The following is a 15,710-nucleotide window of genomic DNA, read 5'->3' as shown; positions in this document are numbered from 1 at the left end:
TAAATTAAATTTAATCGAGAATATATGGCTAAACAAGCCTCAATAGAACAAGACGGTATAATTAGAGAGGCACTTTCTAATGCTATGTTTAGGGTAGAGTTGGAAAATGGACATGAAATCATTGCCCATATTTCTGGTAAAATGCGTATGCACTATATCAAAATTTTACCTGGTGATAAAGTTAAATTGGAAATGTCTCCGTATGATTTGACTAAAGGAAGGATTACTTATCGCTATAAATAGCTGTAAGTCCTTGTATTAGCGCAAGCTTTTGAAAAAATAAATATCATGAAAGTAAGAGCATCAATAAAAAAACGTAGCGCGGACTGTAAGATCATCCGTCGTAAAGGTAAAGTTTTTGTAATCAACAAAAAGAACCCAAAGTTTAAACAACGTCAGGGTTAATTCATTTAAAAAATAATAGCTTAATATTATATGGCAAGGATAGCAGGTATTGATTTACCTAAAAACAAAAGAGGTGTGATCGGCCTTACCTATATTTTTGGTATCGGTCGTACAAGAGCTGAATATATCTTGGAAAAAGCTGGTATCAGCGAAGATGTGAAGGTACAAGAGTGGAATGATGAACAATTGGCAGCAATTCGTACCATCATTAACGACGAATTGAAAGTTGAAGGTGCATTGCGTTCTGAAATTCAATTAAACATCAAACGTTTAATGGATATCGGTTGTTACCGCGGATTGCGTCACCGTAAACACTTACCAGTTCGTGGTCAACGTACTAAAAACAACTCACGTACTCGTAAAGGTAAACGTAAGACAGTTGCAAACAAGAAAAAAGCTACTAAATAATAAATAAGAAATGGCTAAAACTAAAAAAGCTGCAAAAAAGCGTATCGTTGTTATCGAACCTGTAGGTCAGGCTCACATTAACGCAACGTTTAACAATATCATTGTAACTTTGACAAATAATCAAGGTCAAACTATTTCTTGGTCTAGTGCTGGTAAAATGGGTTTCCGTGGTTCTAAAAAGAACACTCCATACGCTGCTGGTCAAGCTGCACAAGACTGTGGAAAAGTTGCTCACGACTTGGGTTTACGTAAAGTTGAAGTGTTTGTTAAAGGACCTGGTGCTGGTCGTGAATCAGCAATCAGAACATTGCAAACAGTAGGAATCGATGTGACTACTATTAAAGATATCACTCCACTTCCTCACAACGGTTGTCGTCCTCCAAAACGCAGAAGAGTTTAATTAATTTAAAGATAAGATTCATCGGCTATAGGCTGATAGATACTTTAATTGTAAAAGAAAATGGCTAGATATACAGGACCTAAGTCCAAAATTGCCCGTAAATTTAGAGAGCCGATCTTCGGCCCAGATAAAGCGTTAGAAAAGAAAAATTACCCTCCTGGACAACACGGAGCTTCTAAACGCAGAGGTAAACAATCTGAATATGCTATTCAGTTGTTAGAAAAACAAAAAGCAAAATACACTTACGGTGTATTGGAGCGTCAGTTCTCAAACCTATTTGTTAAAGCTGCCTCTAAACAAGGTATTACAGGTGAGATCTTCTTGAAATTGTTAGAAGCTCGCTTGGATAACGTAGTTTACCGTTTAGGTATCGCTACTTCTCGTGCCGCTGCTCGTCAGTTGGTATCTCATAAACACGTTACTGTTAACGGCGAAGTTGTTAACATTCCATCATATAGCTTGCGTCCAGGTGACGTTGTAGCAGTTCGTGAACGTTCTCAAACACTTGAAGCCATCACAAATTCAGTTGCAGGTCGTACTGTAAACAAATTTTCTTGGTTAGAGTGGAATGCGAAAGAATTGACAGGTACTTTCTTAAGCTATCCAGAAAGAGCTGACATTCCTGAAAACATCAAAGAGAACTTAATCGTTGAGTTATACTCTAAATAATAAATAAAATAGAAGAATGCATAGTCCAATTTTGGGGTATGCATCTTCTATTGTATTACAATTATTATTACAAATAAAACATTAAAAGAAAATAAATGGCAATTTTAGCATTTCAAAGACCGGATAAAGTTATCATGCAAAAATCTACGGATTTTGATGGTACGTTTGAATTTCGTCCATTGGAGCCTGGTTTTGGTGTAACCATTGGTAATGCTTTGCGCCGTATTCTATTGTCCTCTTTAGAAGGATATGCAATTACGTCGATAAGGTTTTCTGGCGTTTCGCACGAATTTTCAACGATCAAAGGTGTTGTTGAAGACGTAACTGAAATTATCTTGAACTTGAAACAAATTCGTTTCAAAAAAACAGGTGAGATTGGTGACAACGAAAAGGTATTTGTAGTAATCAATGGTCAAGAGCAGTTCTTAGCTGGTGATATCACAAAATTCTCTAATAACTTTACGGTCTTAAACCCAGACATGGTAATCTGTAACATGGATAATTCAGTGACAATTGAATTGGAATTGAGTATTGCCAAAGGTCGTGGATACGTAAATGCTGATGAGAATAAAGTTGTTGATGCTCCAGTAGGTGTTATCGCAATCGATTCGATCTTTACTCCGATCAAGAATGTTAAATATACCATTGAGAATTACCGTGTAGAGCAAAAAACTGACTACGAGAAATTGTTGTTGGATATCTCTACTGATGGCTCAATTCATCCCGAAGAAGCTTTGAAAGAAGCTGCTAAGATCTTAATTCAACACTTTATTTTATTCTCTGATGAGAATATGCTTCTTGAGTCTCAAACGAAAGAAGAAACTAAAGTTGTTGACGAAGAAATCTTACATATGCGTAAGATCTTGAAAACAGAATTAGTAGATCTTGATCTTTCAGTTCGTGCATTGAACTGTTTGAAAGCTGCGGATATTCGCACATTGGCTGAGTTAGTAACTTATGACGTAGCTGATATGTTGAAATTCAGAAACTTCGGTAAAAAATCGTTAAGTGAAATCCAAGAGTTGGTTAAATCGAAAGGTTTATCATTCGGAATGAACTTGGCAAAATACAAATTAGACGAAGAATAATAATTTATTAAGCGACCACTAGTCGTAATTCCTTTTGGCTGTCTGGATATGTGATGTTCGCATAAATGACATATACAAAAACGGTACGATTAGTATAATAAAATCAAAATGAGACACGGAAAAAAAGTAAATCACTTAGGCCGTACGGATAGCCATAGAAAAGCAATGTTGGCTAACATGGCAACATCATTAATCCTACACAAACGTATTACAACTACTTTGGCTAAAGCTAAAGCATTACGTACGTATGTTGAGCCTTTGATTACTAAATCTAAAAACGACACAACACACTCTCGTCGTACAGTATTCGCTTATTTGAAAGATAAAGACGCTGTTTCTATCTTATTCCGCGAAATTTCTGAAAAAGTAGCTAACCGTCCAGGTGGTTACACTCGTATCATCAAAATGGAAAACCGTTTAGGTGATAACGCGGAAATGGCTTTCATCGAACTAGTTGATTACAACGAAATCTACGGTAAAAAAGCTGCTTCTGCTGAGAAAAAAGCTACTCGTCGTCGTGGTGGTGCTAAAAAAGCTGCTACTACTGCTGAAACTGAAGCTCCGGCAGAAGTTAAAGCTGAAGTAGAAGGTGAAGAAAAAGTAGACGGAGAATAGTCTTCTTCTGATCTAGCATAAAAAAGTCCTCTTTTTAAGGGGACTTTTTTTATTTTATGACCATTCCTACCGTTATAACTAATATATTTGTATTGCTAAAATCTGATAGCTTTTTCTATTACTAGCTATTTCGTTTATCAATCTATAATTCATTAAGATGAAACCATTTGATGTTTATCCCATTAATCCCATTAACATAGTAAAGGCTAATGGATCAACGGTGTGGGATGCCGAAGGAAATGCTTACTTGGACTTGTATGGTGGCCATGCTGTGATATCGATCGGACACACGCACCCACATTATGTACAACGCATCACAGAACAATTGAACCGTATTGGGTTCTATTCCAACTCTGTCGAGATTCCAATTCAGCGTGAACTTGCCCGATTGTTAGGGGAAGTTTCGGGAAAGGTTGATTATGATTTATTTCTTTGCAATTCGGGTGCGGAAGCAAACGAAAACGCATTGAAGCTGGCTTCTTTTTACAATAAGCGGAAAAAGGTCGTAGCGTTTTCAAAAGCTTTTCATGGAAGAACCTCATTGGCCGTAGCGGCAACAGATAACCCGAGTATCGTGGCTCCTGTCAACGAGACCGATAATATTGTATTTCTTCCTTTCAATGATGAAGCGGCTTTAACGGAGGCTTTCGCATCATATGGTAATGAAATTTCATCTGTTATCGTAGAAAGTATTCAGGGCGTAGGTGGAATCAGGGAAGCGTCAGTATCGTTTCTTCAGTTGATTCGCTCTCTTTGTGATCAATATAATGCCGTGTTTATTGCAGATGAAGTACAATGTGGGTATGGAAGAACAGGCCTATTCTATGCGCAGGATTATTCGGGCGTTGAAGCCGATATTTACACGATGGCAAAAGGGATGGGCAATGGTTTTCCAATTGGTGCAATCAGTATATCGCCCAAATTTAAGGCGACTTACGGGAGTCTGGGAACGACATTTGGTGGCAATCATCTCGCATGTGCTGCCGCACTGGCTGTATTGGAAGTTATCCAACAAGATAAGTTGATGGAGAATGCGGCGCAAGTCGGACAATATCTTATTGATGAGCTTAAACAAATCGAAGATATTGTTGAAGTGAGGGGAAGAGGATTAATGATCGGTATAGAACTACCTGAATCTTTGGCTCATGTAAAGAAAGATCTTTTGCTAAAGAACCGTATCTTTACAGGGGAGGCTAAACCTTTCGTAATTCGCTTGTTGCCTGCTTTGAATATTACGAAAGATCATGCTGATCAGTTTTTATCAGCATTGAAAGCACATATCAAAGCAGTAACGGTTGCATAGAACCTTAAAGCTGTCGATCAAATTGTCCAACAGCCGCACGTTGGCTAGTGTAAATTTGATTGCGCTGTAGTAGTTAGAATATATACTGAGTGTGACAGGCCTATTGATTGCCCGTTGAAAATACACTCGAATTAATAGATATAGATGAAAAAGTTTTTCTCTGTTAAGGATGTGTCTAGTGTAGCAGACGTTGTTCAAGAAGCGTTAGCTTTGAAAGCGGCACCATATGACAATCAGGACCTTGGTCAACATAAAACGTTGGGACTTGTATTTTTGAATCCGAGTTTGCGTACGCGTTTGAGCACACAAAAAGCGGCAATGAATTTGGGCATGAATGTGATGGTCATGAATATGGATAAAGATGGTTGGGCGCTTGAAACACAGGATGGTGTTGTGATGAACGGGACAACTGTTGAACATATCCGCGAGGCCGCTGCTGTTATGGGCGAGTATTGTGATATTTTGGGACTACGTTCCTTTCCAAAATTGAAAGATCGTGAAGAGGATTATAGCGAAGACCTGTTCAACAAATTCATTAAGTACTGTGGTGTTCCTGTTGTTTCCTTAGAGAGTGCAACACGCCATCCACTGCAGAGTTTGACAGATATGATTACCATCACTGAGTACAAGAAGACTGAAAAGCCGAAAGTGGTATTGGCTTGGGCCCCACACGTTAAGGCATTACCTCAGGCGGTACCTAATTCTTTCGCAGAATGGATGTGCAAAGCACAAGAAGAGGGATTGGTCGATTTTACGATAGCTCAGCCTATGGGCTATGAGTTAAGTGAAGAATTTACCGCTGGTGCAACCATATCTAATAATCTTGAGGAAAGTTTAAAGAATGCTGATTTTGTCTATGTGAAAAACTGGTCTTCTTATCAAGAATATGGCGAGGTATATGGTGTTGATGAAGATTGGATGATGGATAACAAGAAGCTCAATTTGACGAATGATGCCAAAGTAATGCATTGTTTGCCAGTACGAAGAGATCTTGAATTGTCTTCTGAGATTTTAGATGGACCAAATTCACTCGTGATTAAAGAGGCTAGCAACCGCGTATGGGCTGCTCAGGTTGTTTTGAAACGTATGTTAGAGGATTTGGCATAGTCCAATCCTATAAATTATTGAAAAACTATTTTTATTGGGAAAAGTTGCGTAATGGCTAATAGTGTATTAAATATAATTAAAATTGGCGGGAATATTATTGATGATGAACGCCAATTGGATTCTTTTTTGGAAAAGTTCTCTGCATTGTCAGGGAAAAAGATTCTTGTACATGGCGGTGGTAAAATAGCGACTCGCCTTGCTAGTGAACTGGGAATTGAAGCCCAAATGATAGAAGGTCGTCGTGTGACAAATGAGGAAATGTTACGCATTGTAACAATGGTGTACGCTGGCTTGACAAACAAGACAATCGTTGCTAAGTTGCAAAATTTGAAATGCGATGCTGTTGGATTAACCGGAGCTGATGGGGATGTCATAAAAGCTATAAAGCGTCCTGTAAAAGATGTCGATTATGGCTTTGTAGGTGATTTGTTGCATGACTCTGTAAATACCCTAGCCATCAAGAAGTTTTTGGAAGCAGGGTTTGTTCCTGTGTTTTCAGCTATTACACACAATGGCCTTGGACAATTGCTCAATACCAACGCGGATACTATAGCTTCTTCATTGGCGGTGTCTTTGGCTTCATTATATGAAACTTCTTTGGTTTATTGTTTCGAGAAGAACGGCGTTTTACGCGATGTAACGGATGAGAATTCAGTAATCCCAACGATTAAGTCAGAAGAGTTTGAACATCTTAAGGAGTCCGGCGTGGTGAATGACGGGATGATCCCTAAGTTGCAAAATGCATTCAATGCTATAAATAAAGGTGTTCAAGAGGTCTATATTGGAAATGCTAATAATTTACATTTGTTTCAACAAGGACAATTTGGTACCTGCTTGACATTAAAATAAAAATCTAACCTAAACCCAACGATCGCTATGAAAAAGGTCACCATTATCGGAAGCGGTAATATCGGTCTTTCCTTGGCAAAAGGACTTGTAAAAAGTGAATTTGCAAATGCTGCCGATATTACATTGACGAGGAGAAATTTGAATGCATTGGCCGAAGAGGCGAGCCAGGGCTTCTCAGTAAGTAATGATAATAGGCTCGCTGTAAAGGGGGCTGATATTGTTGTTTTCGCAATACTACCTCAGCAACTAAAGAAGGTATTGGTGGAAGTGGCGCCTGTAATTGAAAAGACAAATCAGATTTTTGTCTCCATCGTGTCAGGAGTCTCTTGTGCCGATTTAAAAGCAGAGTTGGGGGCGGATGCCACGGTTATACGGGCAATGCCCAACACAGCAATAGCAATAGCGCAATCAATGACTTGTATCGCCAGCGACAATGCTTCAGACGATAGTTTGAAGGAGGTTGAAAAGATGTTTGAAACTGTCGGTTCAGTGGTTGTTATTAATGAAGACCTTATGACATCGGCAACGGCATTGTGTGCCTGCGGTATCGCATTCTTCCTACGTGCTATTCGTGCTGCTTCACAAGGTGGAGTTGAGATCGGATTTCATGCGCATGACGCATTAAAAATGGCCGTGCAAACTGCAAAAGGTGCTGCCGATTTGTTATTGCATACCAATGCTCATCCGGAAGGCGAGATTGATAAGGTAACATCACCAAAGGGCTGTACAATAGCGGGATTGAACGAAATGGAACATAACGGTTTTAGTTCTGCTTTTATAAAGGGAATTAAACTGTCTGCGGATAAAGCAGGAGGACTATACCATGAAGGATAAACAGCGTCTATTTGAAGATGCTCTAGCCCTTTTAAAACAATTAATTGGACTGTCGTCTTTAAGTAAGGAGGAAGAGTTCACGGCAGATTTAATTGATCGCTTCTTTCAGGAGCGTGCTATCAAAACACATCGGAAAGGCAATAATATCTGGGTGTATAACGCCCATTATGATAGCACTAAACCTACGATATTGCTTAATTCCCATCACGATACAGTAAAACCAAATACAGGTTATACAAGAGATCCTTTGGCGGCCACTGTAGAGGAAGGTAAATTGTTTGGATTGGGAAGCAATGATGCTGGGGGCTGTTTGGTATCATTGATAGCTACATTTTTGTATTTTTACCAGCAGACGGAATTGAAGTATAACTTCTGTCTGGTCGCCAGTGCCGAAGAAGAGATCTCAGGTAAGAACGGTGTAGAATCTGTTTTGGATGATATTGGTCCAATTGATTTTGCAATTGTGGGTGAACCAACCTTATTGGATTTGGCGATTGCAGAAAAGGGACTCATGGTGTTGGATTGCACCGCTTTAGGGACGGCTGGACATGCCGCACGTAATGAGGGCGATAATGCGATCTATAAAGCGATCAAGGATATTGAATGGTTTCAAAATTATACATTTGAGAAAACTTCGTCAACTTTAGGCCCAATTAAGATGTCGGTAACCGTAATTCAGGCGGGATCACAGCACAATGTGGTACCAGCTACTTGTAACTTTGTTGTCGACGTCAGAACCACAGATGCTTATTCGAATGAAGAGACGTTGGATATTATCAAGTCTCATGTAAAATCAGAGGTCACAGCGAGATCGACGCGCCTGAAGTCTTCTTCTATTCCTGAAACGCATCCAATCGTCAAAGCAGGCATTGTACTGGGCCGTAAAGTATATGGTTCACCGACGATGAGCGATCAGGCTCTTATTCCTGTCCCTTCTCTGAAGCTGGGACCTGGCGATAGCGCGCGGTCGCATATGGCAGATGAGTTTATCTATATCGATGAAATTAGAGCCGGGATCGATCTCTATATCGCAATGTTAGAAAAGATAGTATAAAAAAAGCTTCCATTTTTATGGAAGCTTTTTTTATACTAGACTAAGCTGATTTGACGTTTGATACTCTCCTCGAGAGAGATGATCGTCTCGGTACGTTGAATCCCCGGTACGGATTGAATATCTTCATTCAATACTTTTCTCAGGTGAACTGTATCTCTACAGATAATTTTTGCAAAAATACTGTATTGGCCAGTACAATAGTGTAATTCGACCACTTCTTTGATTTCTTTCAATTTATCTACCGCATCTGCATATTGTGAACCTTTTTCAAGATAGATACCCAAAAAGGCCGTGATATCAAATCCGACTTTTTGAGGATTGATAATTAGATTTGACCCTCTAATGATACCTAGTTCTTCCATCTTCTTCATTCTAACGTGAATTGTGCCACCTGATACAATTAGCTTTTTTGCTATTTCTGTATAAGGAATAGAGGCATCGTTCATTAGAATAGACAAGATTTGGATATCCAAATTGTCTAGATCATAGTTTGCATATTGATTTTCCATTAACAATGGTTTTTGTGTTCATTAATTGGTCGTTACATCAAGATCTGACCAATAGCTAAAATAATTAAATTTATTTCAAAATTACTAAGAATTTTCGGTTTATAGATGTAAATTTAATAAAAAATACTTATTCATATTGATAATGTTATATGTTTTTGATTGAAAGTGATTATAATTGTTTCATGGTGATCTTATTATAGGTTAAGTGATTGTTTTCATGTTTGATATCAAGATTATGATCAATTTATTTAGTATTGCCTTTTTTAGAAGTAGGAAAAACAGTTGGCATATTGAAGATCTAATCAGTTCAAATTTAGCATATGATGGGGCAAAATGTAGCAGAATGTGTGATGTTTAAGTAAACGAAAAATAAAATACGGAATAGAGATGGAAGAAGTTCAAGATGTAAAGATTTCGAAAAAGAAACCAATTTTTGAAGTAGGGGAAGGACTTCATAAATACCTTAAGCTGTATCAGCGAGACGAAAAGTTACCGATAGGATACAAAGATCTACTGAATTTTACGGAGACAGTACCTGTCATGGATAAATTTGGCAATGATACTTTTTGGGAGACTCCACTGTTTCCGCAATATCTTATCGACCAATTGTATGACGGATTAAAGGTGATTTATGCTAAACTGAAAGCATCGGGTAATACGCGAATCGTACAACATAAATATATTGATCGTGTAGAGTACTGCGGTTTTGGTAATACGAAACCATTTCGTATTCGTATCGTAAATCGTTTAAATGATGTGTACGATTATTTTTACATCAAGCAGGCCGATGCGTCGCGAATATATGGATTGGAGTTAGAAGAAATATTGTCGCCCAATCAGGTGAATTATATGGTAGACCATGATACTTTGGTTGAAGAACATATTGTTGGAATTCCCGGGGACACTTTTTCGAAAACACGTATGTTCTCGCCTGATTATAATCTGACACGGATTTCCAAAGAATTTGTCAAGTTTAATGAACGATGTATTATTACGTTGTTGGGGGATATGAGGGCCTACAATTTTGTGATGCAGATTACACCAGATTTTGATGATTTCCAGTTTCGAATTCGGGCAATAGATTTTGACCAGCAGTTTTATGAAGGAAATCCGAAAGTATATATGCCACAATTTTTTAAGGAGAATCTTCCCTATGTCAAATTAGCGATGGAACATCTAAATGAAAAAACTGTGTTGCAATACCAACAGGAGGAGCGTTCTTCCATTGTGCATAGAGTCCGGAGTGAAAGACATCGGATCGCTGATCTGAGGGATGCTTCGCAAACGCAGGTCCTTTCGACGCAGGAGAATATCAAACAGCTACGTGAGGGCTATGCTGAATTTTATCAAAATAACTCTTACCTCAAGTGTAAAACGATGACGGATATTGTTGAGTTGAATGTGAAGAATGTGATTCGTCAGGTACAAATGTAATTACTTGATCCGATCTTTGTTGTCTTTGATAAAGGCGGACCATCCAGTGTACGACTTGCTGCTGCCTGATACTGCATTTTTCTGAAACGAGTGGCAGACAGCGATTGCCAATCCGTCGGTGGCATCTAAAAATTGTGGTGTTTCCTCAAATTTTAATAGATTTTTTAGCATAGCGGAAACCTGCTCCTTTGTAGCATTTCCATTCCCTGTAACGGATTGTTTTATCTTTCTTGGAGAATATTCAAAGATTGGGATATCTTGCGCCAGCGCTGCCGCCATGGCAACACCTTGAGCTCGCCCTAATTTGAGCATGACCTGTATGTTTTTGCCATAAAATGGTGATTCAAGAGCTACGCAGTCGGGATTATATTCCTGCATTAGAGCAGAAGTTTTTTTGAATATACGTTGTAGTTTTAGGGCATGGTCATCTAAATGTCCCATTTTGATGACCCCCATTGAGACCAAGGATATGTTATTGCCGACTTCTTTGATGATGCCATACCCAAGTATTACTGTTCCGGGGTCTATACCTAAAATTATTCTTTCTTTCGCCTTTTCCTTCTGCATATACAATAATACAAATTTTGCGTTTTATTCGCGGATTGCGTTCGACAAAACTTAATCATTTGGCTAAAATTTAGTAACATTGCTCTCTAATTATCAAAAGTTGACTGGAAGACAAAAAAAATACATCAGTCTTTTATTGAAGATACTGGTTTTCGCCCTAGCGACCTGGTATATCGTTGTGAAGGTATCCGATAGAAGCAATATTGAGAAATTCAAAACCCTAATTGCTGGTTTGGAGCAGCATTCGGTTGTTTGGACCCTTATTTTAATTGTGGTTTTAATGCTTGTCAATTGGTTGCTTGAAGTTGTGAAATGGCGGTATCTTGCATCTAAACTGGAGCATATTTCATTTTGGAAGGCTTTCCAATCCGTTTTCTGCGGGCTTACCTGGGCTATTTTTACACCCAATAGGATTGGAGAATATGGCGGGCGGGTACTTTTTCTACAGCCCCAACATCGAGCAAAGGGAGCCGTAGCGATGGGCGTTGGATTATTTGCGCAATTGGTGCTTACAAGCGTTGCGGGATCACTAAGTATCGCTTGGTTTATCTGTAAATTTCTTTCTACTCCTTTAACAGTACAATTTGGGGTATGGCTACTTGCTATTATCTATGCTGGAGGATTTGTCATCTTATATTTCAATGTAAAATGGATCGATTTATTGGTCGGTAAAATTAAGTTTTTGACGCGAATTAAGCCCTTCTTTGAAGTATTGGAGCATTATTCACTGCGCGAGCTCAGTATTGTTCTTTTAAATTCTTTGGCGCGATTTGTTATTTTTACTTCGCAGTATATCATCTTGATGAAGCTAACTTTGCCTGAGTTACCACTTTTATCCATGATTCTGATGATTTTTATCCTGTTTTTTGTTCAGGCAGCTCTACCTACATTGGATATTTTTGATTTCAGTGTGAGAAGTTTTGTTGCTAGCAATTTATATAGCTATATTACCACACAAGAGATTGCTGTAATGGCTATTGTTTCCTGTATTTGGTTCGTTAATTTGATTCTTCCAGCTATATTTGGTTCTATTTTTGTTTTTAAGATTAATTTTTTCGGTGATACAAATTCTTAACTATTTATTGATCATTTTTGCCTGCGTATATGCAATTCTAGTTTTATGGATGCGCAGAGGCTGGTCCTTGATTTCGGAACCTAACAATTCTATTAGGCCAACAATGACCGTATCTGTGATTATCGCTGCGCGGAATGAGGAGTTAAATATTAGACGCACCATTGAATCCATACTCGGGCAGAATTATCCTAATGAGCTCCTGGAGCTCATTATTATCGATGACCATTCAGACGACAATACGTCTTTGATTGTGAAAGAATATGAAGAGAAAGGTGTTAAGCTTATTCAATTGAATGAAAACGGACGTTTGAATTCGTATAAGAAACTAGCAATTTCAAGGGCGATAGAATGCTGTCAAGGTGAAATTATTATTACCACTGATGCAGATTGCCGCATGGGATCGAATTGGTTAGCAACGGTTATCAGCACATTTGAGAAAGAAGGTGCTTATCTACAATCTTCTCCAGTGGTGTATTCAGAAGAAAAGAGTTTTTTTGAACGACTGCAGACCCTGGAATTTTTGTATTTGATAGGTCTGGGCGCTGCAGGTATTGGTAACAAAAAACCAACGACCTGTAATGGTGCTAATTTGGCCTATCGAAAGGATATTTTTAAACAAATGGGCGGATTTAAAGGGATCGACGAGCTTGCATCCGGTGATGATGAACTTTTTTTACATAAGGTAGCAGAACAATACCCCGAGCGAATAACGTTTTGTAAATCAAAAGATGCTGTTGTTTATACGGATGCCAAACCGGATTTGAAGTCATTCATTAGCCAGCGAAGACGCTGGGCTTCAAAAAGTACCAAATATAAAAATAAAGGTGTCATCGCATTGGGGATTTCCATTTGGTTCTTTAATTTATTGATTTTGGTAGCTTCAGTTCTTGCTCTTTTCGGTGTGAAATTCGTTGCTTGGGTTGTACTTTTTGCATTGCTATTAAAGATGGTCGTCGAATTTATTTTTATTGAACCTTTGACAAGGTTCGCAAGCAGAAAGGAACTCTTATGGTATCTTCCTTTATTGAGCTTGGCTCATATCCTTTATCTGGCTTATATAGGCATATTGGGCAATGTAGGGAAGTACGACTGGAAAGGAAGGCAGGTCAAGTAGCTTATTCCTATTTTTCGACCTTTAGTTTTATTGCTTCCTCAGCTAATTTAACGATCTCTTCAATATTCTTACCCTCCGTATCCAAAGGATCTAGCACTTCCCAGGTCATATGAAGAAATGGCGTTAATGGATACATGCCATATTGTACCATTTCATATGACCCTCTAATGGCAATAGGAACAACGAGTGCATTCGGATTTTTCTTTAGTAAAGTGGCAATTCCACCAACATGAAAGGCCTTCATTTTTCCGGTTTTCGATCTTGTTCCCTCTGGAAAAATAAACGCGGACCAGTTTTTGGTTTTCATATTATTGGCAAGTTTCAATATTTCAGCAATAGATTGCTTGGGATCATTGCGATCTATATTTGCGGCACCACCATGTTTTAAGTTGAAGGAGATGCTAGGTATGCCACTGGCAAGTTCTATTTTAGAAATAAATTTCCCATGAAATCTACGCAAGAAATAGATCATTGGAGGAATATCAAAAGTACTTTGGTGATTTGCTACAAAGACAATGGGTTGTCCTGTTGGAATACTTTTATTGTCAATAAATGTCACCCGATTAAATAGCGTGTAATAGCAGGCAACGAGGCATGCATTTAATATATCTACACTCTTTTTATGTGCATTGTATCCACCCAGCTTTAAACATAACCACTGTATGGGGTGGAAAATAATTAGGGATAAACCAAAACAAAACCAAAATATAATAGATAGGAAATAGCCTAAAAACTTCTTCATAAACGTTATTTAATGATACAAATATATCATTAAGCAATGATTTTTGAAAAATATTGATTTTATAATCTTTTATTTTAACATTATTAATATTATCTTTAACAATGTTAATAATGTTATTATTTAATGAAAAAAATACCGGTTGATTGTCCTTGTTGTGAGGCGAAGTTAAAAGTCGCTAAATTGGTGTGTGACTCCTGTGAAACCGAAGTTGTAGGTAAGTTTTCTTTACCTGTGTTGATGCAGCTTACTGTAGAGGAGCAAGAATTTGTTTTGAATTTTTTGATGCACTCAGGTAGTTTAAAAGAAATGGCAAATCAGATGGGCAAATCTTATCCGACGGTCCGTAATATTCTCGATGATCTGATTCGCAAATTGAAATCGCTTGATCATACAAACAATGGTGGCAGAAATAGAAGTATTTAGCAGTCTGGGCAATCGAATGATTGATAAACAAAGAATTATATCAAGATGAAAAATAATACGCTTTATACCGAAAGCCAGTCTTTTTTTAGCTGGTGGCTCTGTCTGATCCTGTTATCTGTCAGTGTGGCCAGTTTTTCTGTGCACTGGCATGAACTCTTGCGGTTGAATTTTGCTCCATTATTTCAATTACCGGGGTTTTGGATCAATGTGGTATTATGGGGATTGTTTGGCGTTCTACGATTAAGAACTACTATTCGTGAAGATGGAATTGAAGTCTTTTTTTTTCCGTTTAATTTCTATCGTAAAAGGATACGTTGGACAGATATTCGTGCTGTTGAGGTACGAAAATATAACCCGATTGGTGAGTTTGGTGGATGGGGTTTTCGGAGAGGGCAGAAAGGGCTGGCTTTTTCAGCTCGTGGTAATATGGGCTTACAACTTAGATTGGAAACTGATAAGATATTACTTATTGGGACCCAAAATCCAGTAGAAATCGAAAAGTTGAGCTTATCTCAATTCTTAAAAAATGAAAGTTAAACAGATTTTTCAGAATCCATTTGCGGAATTGCCGGAGTGGAAACTATTCTTTGCTGGTGTTATCGGATTTTTGTTATCAAGCTATATTATTTATTTATCGGGCCAGCAGTTTAATGGATTTATGCATTTCTATCAGCCAGATAAAGGGGTTTCTATATGGGCTGTCTTGGGCGTTCATGCCTGTATGGTTTTGGCTCCTTTTACACTTCTTTACGGTGCAGGGATGTTATTAAACAGAAGGACCAGAATCATTGATGTCATGAATGTCGTTTTGATTATACCATTTCCGCTCTATCTTGCCTTATTTTTAGGGAAGTTGTTACACCAGGATAAATTCACTGATCAAGTATTAAAAGCAGTGCAAAACGGCGATCATACATTGGCCGGAGTTGATAAAACTGAGCTATTTTTATTTGGTATGTTTGGAATAATCAGTTTGCTATTGCTATTCTACCAATTCTATTTATTGGTTAAGGGTATGAATGTAGCCGTTAATAATAAGAAGATTGGAATTAGTATAGTATTTGTGGCATTATATTTTATATTGGATTTATGCATACAGTTTAATTTCTAGTAA

General features: G+C 38.1%; 21 protein-coding genes. 18 read left to right on the top strand and 3 right to left on the bottom strand.

The features are described 5' to 3' along the window. Positions 1-24 precede the first annotated feature (24 nt). From infA to OK025_RS05070, 12 genes are all read left to right on the top strand, one after another. Positions 25-243 (top strand): translation initiation factor IF-1, encoded by a 219-nt coding sequence (gene infA / locus OK025_RS05125; RefSeq protein WP_002997456.1) that lies wholly within the window; start codon positions 25-27, stop codon positions 241-243. Positions 244-288: 45 nt separating this feature from the next. Further along, the gene (ykgO, locus tag OK025_RS05120; protein ID WP_013665024.1) at positions 289-405 is read left to right on the top strand and encodes a type B 50S ribosomal protein L36; all 117 of its coding nucleotides are present in this window, start codon (positions 289-291) and stop codon (positions 403-405) included. 30 nt (positions 406-435) lie between these two features. After that, positions 436-813 carry a 30S ribosomal protein S13 gene (gene rpsM, locus OK025_RS05115; protein ID WP_046674884.1) on the top strand — a complete coding sequence of 126 codons (378 nt, stop codon included), beginning with the start codon at positions 436-438 and terminating at the stop codon, positions 811-813. Positions 814-823: 10 nt separating this feature from the next. Beyond that, on the top strand, positions 824-1,213 hold the full coding sequence (gene rpsK, locus OK025_RS05110) for a 30S ribosomal protein S11 (RefSeq protein WP_046674885.1): 390 nt from the start codon (positions 824-826) through the stop codon (positions 1,211-1,213). Between the two features lie 60 nt (positions 1,214-1,273). Then, a complete protein-coding gene (gene rpsD / locus OK025_RS05105; protein WP_046674886.1) occupies positions 1,274-1,882 on the top strand; it encodes a 30S ribosomal protein S4 in 609 nt (202 codons plus the stop codon). A gap of 95 nt (positions 1,883-1,977) precedes the next feature. Then, positions 1,978-2,970: a DNA-directed RNA polymerase subunit alpha gene (locus OK025_RS05100; protein ID WP_046674887.1), complete on the top strand. Its 993-nt coding sequence runs from the start codon at positions 1,978-1,980 to the stop codon at positions 2,968-2,970. Between the two features lie 108 nt (positions 2,971-3,078). After that, a complete protein-coding gene (rplQ, locus tag OK025_RS05095) occupies positions 3,079-3,585 on the top strand; it encodes a 50S ribosomal protein L17 (RefSeq protein WP_317668565.1) in 507 nt (168 codons plus the stop codon). A gap of 157 nt (positions 3,586-3,742) precedes the next feature. After that, complete coding sequence (locus OK025_RS05090; RefSeq protein ID WP_317668564.1) at positions 3,743-4,888, top strand: aspartate aminotransferase family protein; 1,146 nt, start codon at positions 3,743-3,745, stop codon at positions 4,886-4,888. 144 nt (positions 4,889-5,032) lie between these two features. After that, a complete protein-coding gene (locus OK025_RS05085) occupies positions 5,033-5,995 on the top strand; it encodes an acetylornithine carbamoyltransferase (protein ID WP_075990879.1) in 963 nt (320 codons plus the stop codon). Positions 5,996-6,046: 51 nt separating this feature from the next. Beyond that, positions 6,047-6,844: an acetylglutamate kinase gene (gene argB / locus OK025_RS05080; RefSeq protein ID WP_070570388.1), complete on the top strand. Its 798-nt coding sequence runs from the start codon at positions 6,047-6,049 to the stop codon at positions 6,842-6,844. 27 nt (positions 6,845-6,871) lie between these two features. Continuing rightward, positions 6,872-7,678, top strand: a complete 807-nt coding sequence (gene proC, locus OK025_RS05075) for a pyrroline-5-carboxylate reductase (protein ID WP_120333134.1) — start codon at positions 6,872-6,874, stop codon at positions 7,676-7,678. Next, positions 7,668-8,732 (top strand): M20 family metallo-hydrolase, encoded by a 1,065-nt coding sequence (locus tag OK025_RS05070; protein ID WP_317668563.1) that lies wholly within the window; start codon positions 7,668-7,670, stop codon positions 8,730-8,732. The genes proC and OK025_RS05070 overlap by 11 nt, the downstream gene beginning before the upstream one ends. A 35-nt stretch (positions 8,733-8,767) precedes the next feature. Here the strand turns inward: OK025_RS05070 and OK025_RS05065 are convergent, their stop codons facing one another. Beyond that, on the bottom strand, positions 8,768-9,241 hold the full coding sequence (locus OK025_RS05065) for an Lrp/AsnC ligand binding domain-containing protein (RefSeq protein WP_046674894.1): 474 nt from the start codon (positions 9,239-9,241) through the stop codon (positions 8,768-8,770). Positions 9,242-9,628: 387 nt separating this feature from the next. Here OK025_RS05065 and OK025_RS05060 point away from each other — a divergent pair, with 387 nt between their 5' ends. Further along, entirely contained in the window at positions 9,629-10,675 is a 1,047-nt protein-coding gene (locus OK025_RS05060) for a hypothetical protein (protein ID WP_317668562.1), read from the top strand. Here the strand turns inward: OK025_RS05060 and ruvC are convergent, their stop codons facing one another. Then, positions 10,676-11,242 carry a crossover junction endodeoxyribonuclease RuvC gene (gene ruvC, locus OK025_RS05055; protein WP_088160095.1) on the bottom strand — a complete coding sequence of 189 codons (567 nt, stop codon included), beginning with the start codon at positions 11,240-11,242 and terminating at the stop codon, positions 10,676-10,678. It lies immediately after the preceding gene. 100 nt (positions 11,243-11,342) lie between these two features. Between ruvC and OK025_RS05050 the strand changes: the two genes are divergently transcribed. Both OK025_RS05050 and OK025_RS05045 read left to right on the top strand, forming a co-directional pair. Further along, a complete protein-coding gene (locus OK025_RS05050) occupies positions 11,343-12,317 on the top strand; it encodes a lysylphosphatidylglycerol synthase domain-containing protein (protein ID WP_317668561.1) in 975 nt (324 codons plus the stop codon). Continuing rightward, the gene (locus OK025_RS05045) at positions 12,301-13,431 is read left to right on the top strand and encodes a glycosyltransferase (protein WP_317668560.1); all 1,131 of its coding nucleotides are present in this window, start codon (positions 12,301-12,303) and stop codon (positions 13,429-13,431) included. The genes OK025_RS05050 and OK025_RS05045 overlap by 17 nt, the downstream gene beginning before the upstream one ends. A 7-nt stretch (positions 13,432-13,438) precedes the next feature. Here the strand turns inward: OK025_RS05045 and OK025_RS05040 are convergent, their stop codons facing one another. After that, a complete protein-coding gene (locus OK025_RS05040; protein WP_317668559.1) occupies positions 13,439-14,173 on the bottom strand; it encodes a lysophospholipid acyltransferase family protein in 735 nt (244 codons plus the stop codon). A 123-nt stretch (positions 14,174-14,296) separates the two neighbouring features. Here OK025_RS05040 and OK025_RS05035 point away from each other — a divergent pair, with 123 nt between their 5' ends. From OK025_RS05035 to OK025_RS05025, 3 genes are read left to right on the top strand one after another with little or no spacing between them, the layout of a single operon-like run. Continuing rightward, positions 14,297-14,596, top strand: coding sequence for a DUF2089 family protein (locus OK025_RS05035; RefSeq protein ID WP_317668558.1), 300 nt, complete (start codon positions 14,297-14,299; stop codon positions 14,594-14,596). A gap of 45 nt (positions 14,597-14,641) precedes the next feature. Then, the gene (locus OK025_RS05030; protein WP_317668557.1) at positions 14,642-15,133 is read left to right on the top strand and encodes a hypothetical protein; all 492 of its coding nucleotides are present in this window, start codon (positions 14,642-14,644) and stop codon (positions 15,131-15,133) included. Then, a complete protein-coding gene (locus tag OK025_RS05025) occupies positions 15,123-15,707 on the top strand; it encodes a YIP1 family protein (protein ID WP_317668556.1) in 585 nt (194 codons plus the stop codon). The genes OK025_RS05030 and OK025_RS05025 overlap by 11 nt, the downstream gene beginning before the upstream one ends. The last annotated feature ends 3 nt before the right edge of the window (positions 15,708-15,710 follow it).

This window comes from Sphingobacterium sp. UGAL515B_05, assembly GCF_033097525.1.
Taxonomy (GTDB): Bacteria; Bacteroidota; Bacteroidia; order Sphingobacteriales; family Sphingobacteriaceae; genus Sphingobacterium.
Note: the sequence above shows the minus strand (reverse complement) of the source record. Positions and strands in the feature narration are given on the sequence as shown.

Coding starts and splice junctions, on each gene's coding strand:
- OK025_RS05065 (WP_046674894.1), bottom strand. CDS start 9,241: ATGGAAAATCAATATGCAAACTATGATCTAGACAATTTGGATATCCAA.
- OK025_RS05025 (WP_317668556.1), top strand. CDS start 15,123: ATGAAAGTTAAACAGATTTTTCAGAATCCATTTGCGGAATTGCCGGAG.
- OK025_RS05090 (WP_317668564.1), top strand. CDS start 3,743: ATGAAACCATTTGATGTTTATCCCATTAATCCCATTAACATAGTAAAG.
- argB (WP_070570388.1), top strand. CDS start 6,047: ATGGCTAATAGTGTATTAAATATAATTAAAATTGGCGGGAATATTATT.
- rplQ (WP_317668565.1), top strand. CDS start 3,079: ATGAGACACGGAAAAAAAGTAAATCACTTAGGCCGTACGGATAGCCAT.
- rpsD (WP_046674886.1), top strand. CDS start 1,274: ATGGCTAGATATACAGGACCTAAGTCCAAAATTGCCCGTAAATTTAGA.
- OK025_RS05040 (WP_317668559.1), bottom strand. CDS start 14,173: ATGAAGAAGTTTTTAGGCTATTTCCTATCTATTATATTTTGGTTTTGT.
- OK025_RS05085 (WP_075990879.1), top strand. CDS start 5,033: ATGAAAAAGTTTTTCTCTGTTAAGGATGTGTCTAGTGTAGCAGACGTT.
- OK025_RS05070 (WP_317668563.1), top strand. CDS start 7,668: ATGAAGGATAAACAGCGTCTATTTGAAGATGCTCTAGCCCTTTTAAAA.
- rpsK (WP_046674885.1), top strand. CDS start 824: ATGGCTAAAACTAAAAAAGCTGCAAAAAAGCGTATCGTTGTTATCGAA.
- infA (WP_002997456.1), top strand. CDS start 25: ATGGCTAAACAAGCCTCAATAGAACAAGACGGTATAATTAGAGAGGCA.
- ykgO (WP_013665024.1), top strand. CDS start 289: ATGAAAGTAAGAGCATCAATAAAAAAACGTAGCGCGGACTGTAAGATC.
- OK025_RS05030 (WP_317668557.1), top strand. CDS start 14,642: ATGAAAAATAATACGCTTTATACCGAAAGCCAGTCTTTTTTTAGCTGG.
- proC (WP_120333134.1), top strand. CDS start 6,872: ATGAAAAAGGTCACCATTATCGGAAGCGGTAATATCGGTCTTTCCTTG.
- OK025_RS05060 (WP_317668562.1), top strand. CDS start 9,629: ATGGAAGAAGTTCAAGATGTAAAGATTTCGAAAAAGAAACCAATTTTT.
- OK025_RS05035 (WP_317668558.1), top strand. CDS start 14,297: ATGAAAAAAATACCGGTTGATTGTCCTTGTTGTGAGGCGAAGTTAAAA.
- rpsM (WP_046674884.1), top strand. CDS start 436: ATGGCAAGGATAGCAGGTATTGATTTACCTAAAAACAAAAGAGGTGTG.
- OK025_RS05100 (WP_046674887.1), top strand. CDS start 1,978: ATGGCAATTTTAGCATTTCAAAGACCGGATAAAGTTATCATGCAAAAA.
- ruvC (WP_088160095.1), bottom strand. CDS start 11,242: ATGCAGAAGGAAAAGGCGAAAGAAAGAATAATTTTAGGTATAGACCCC.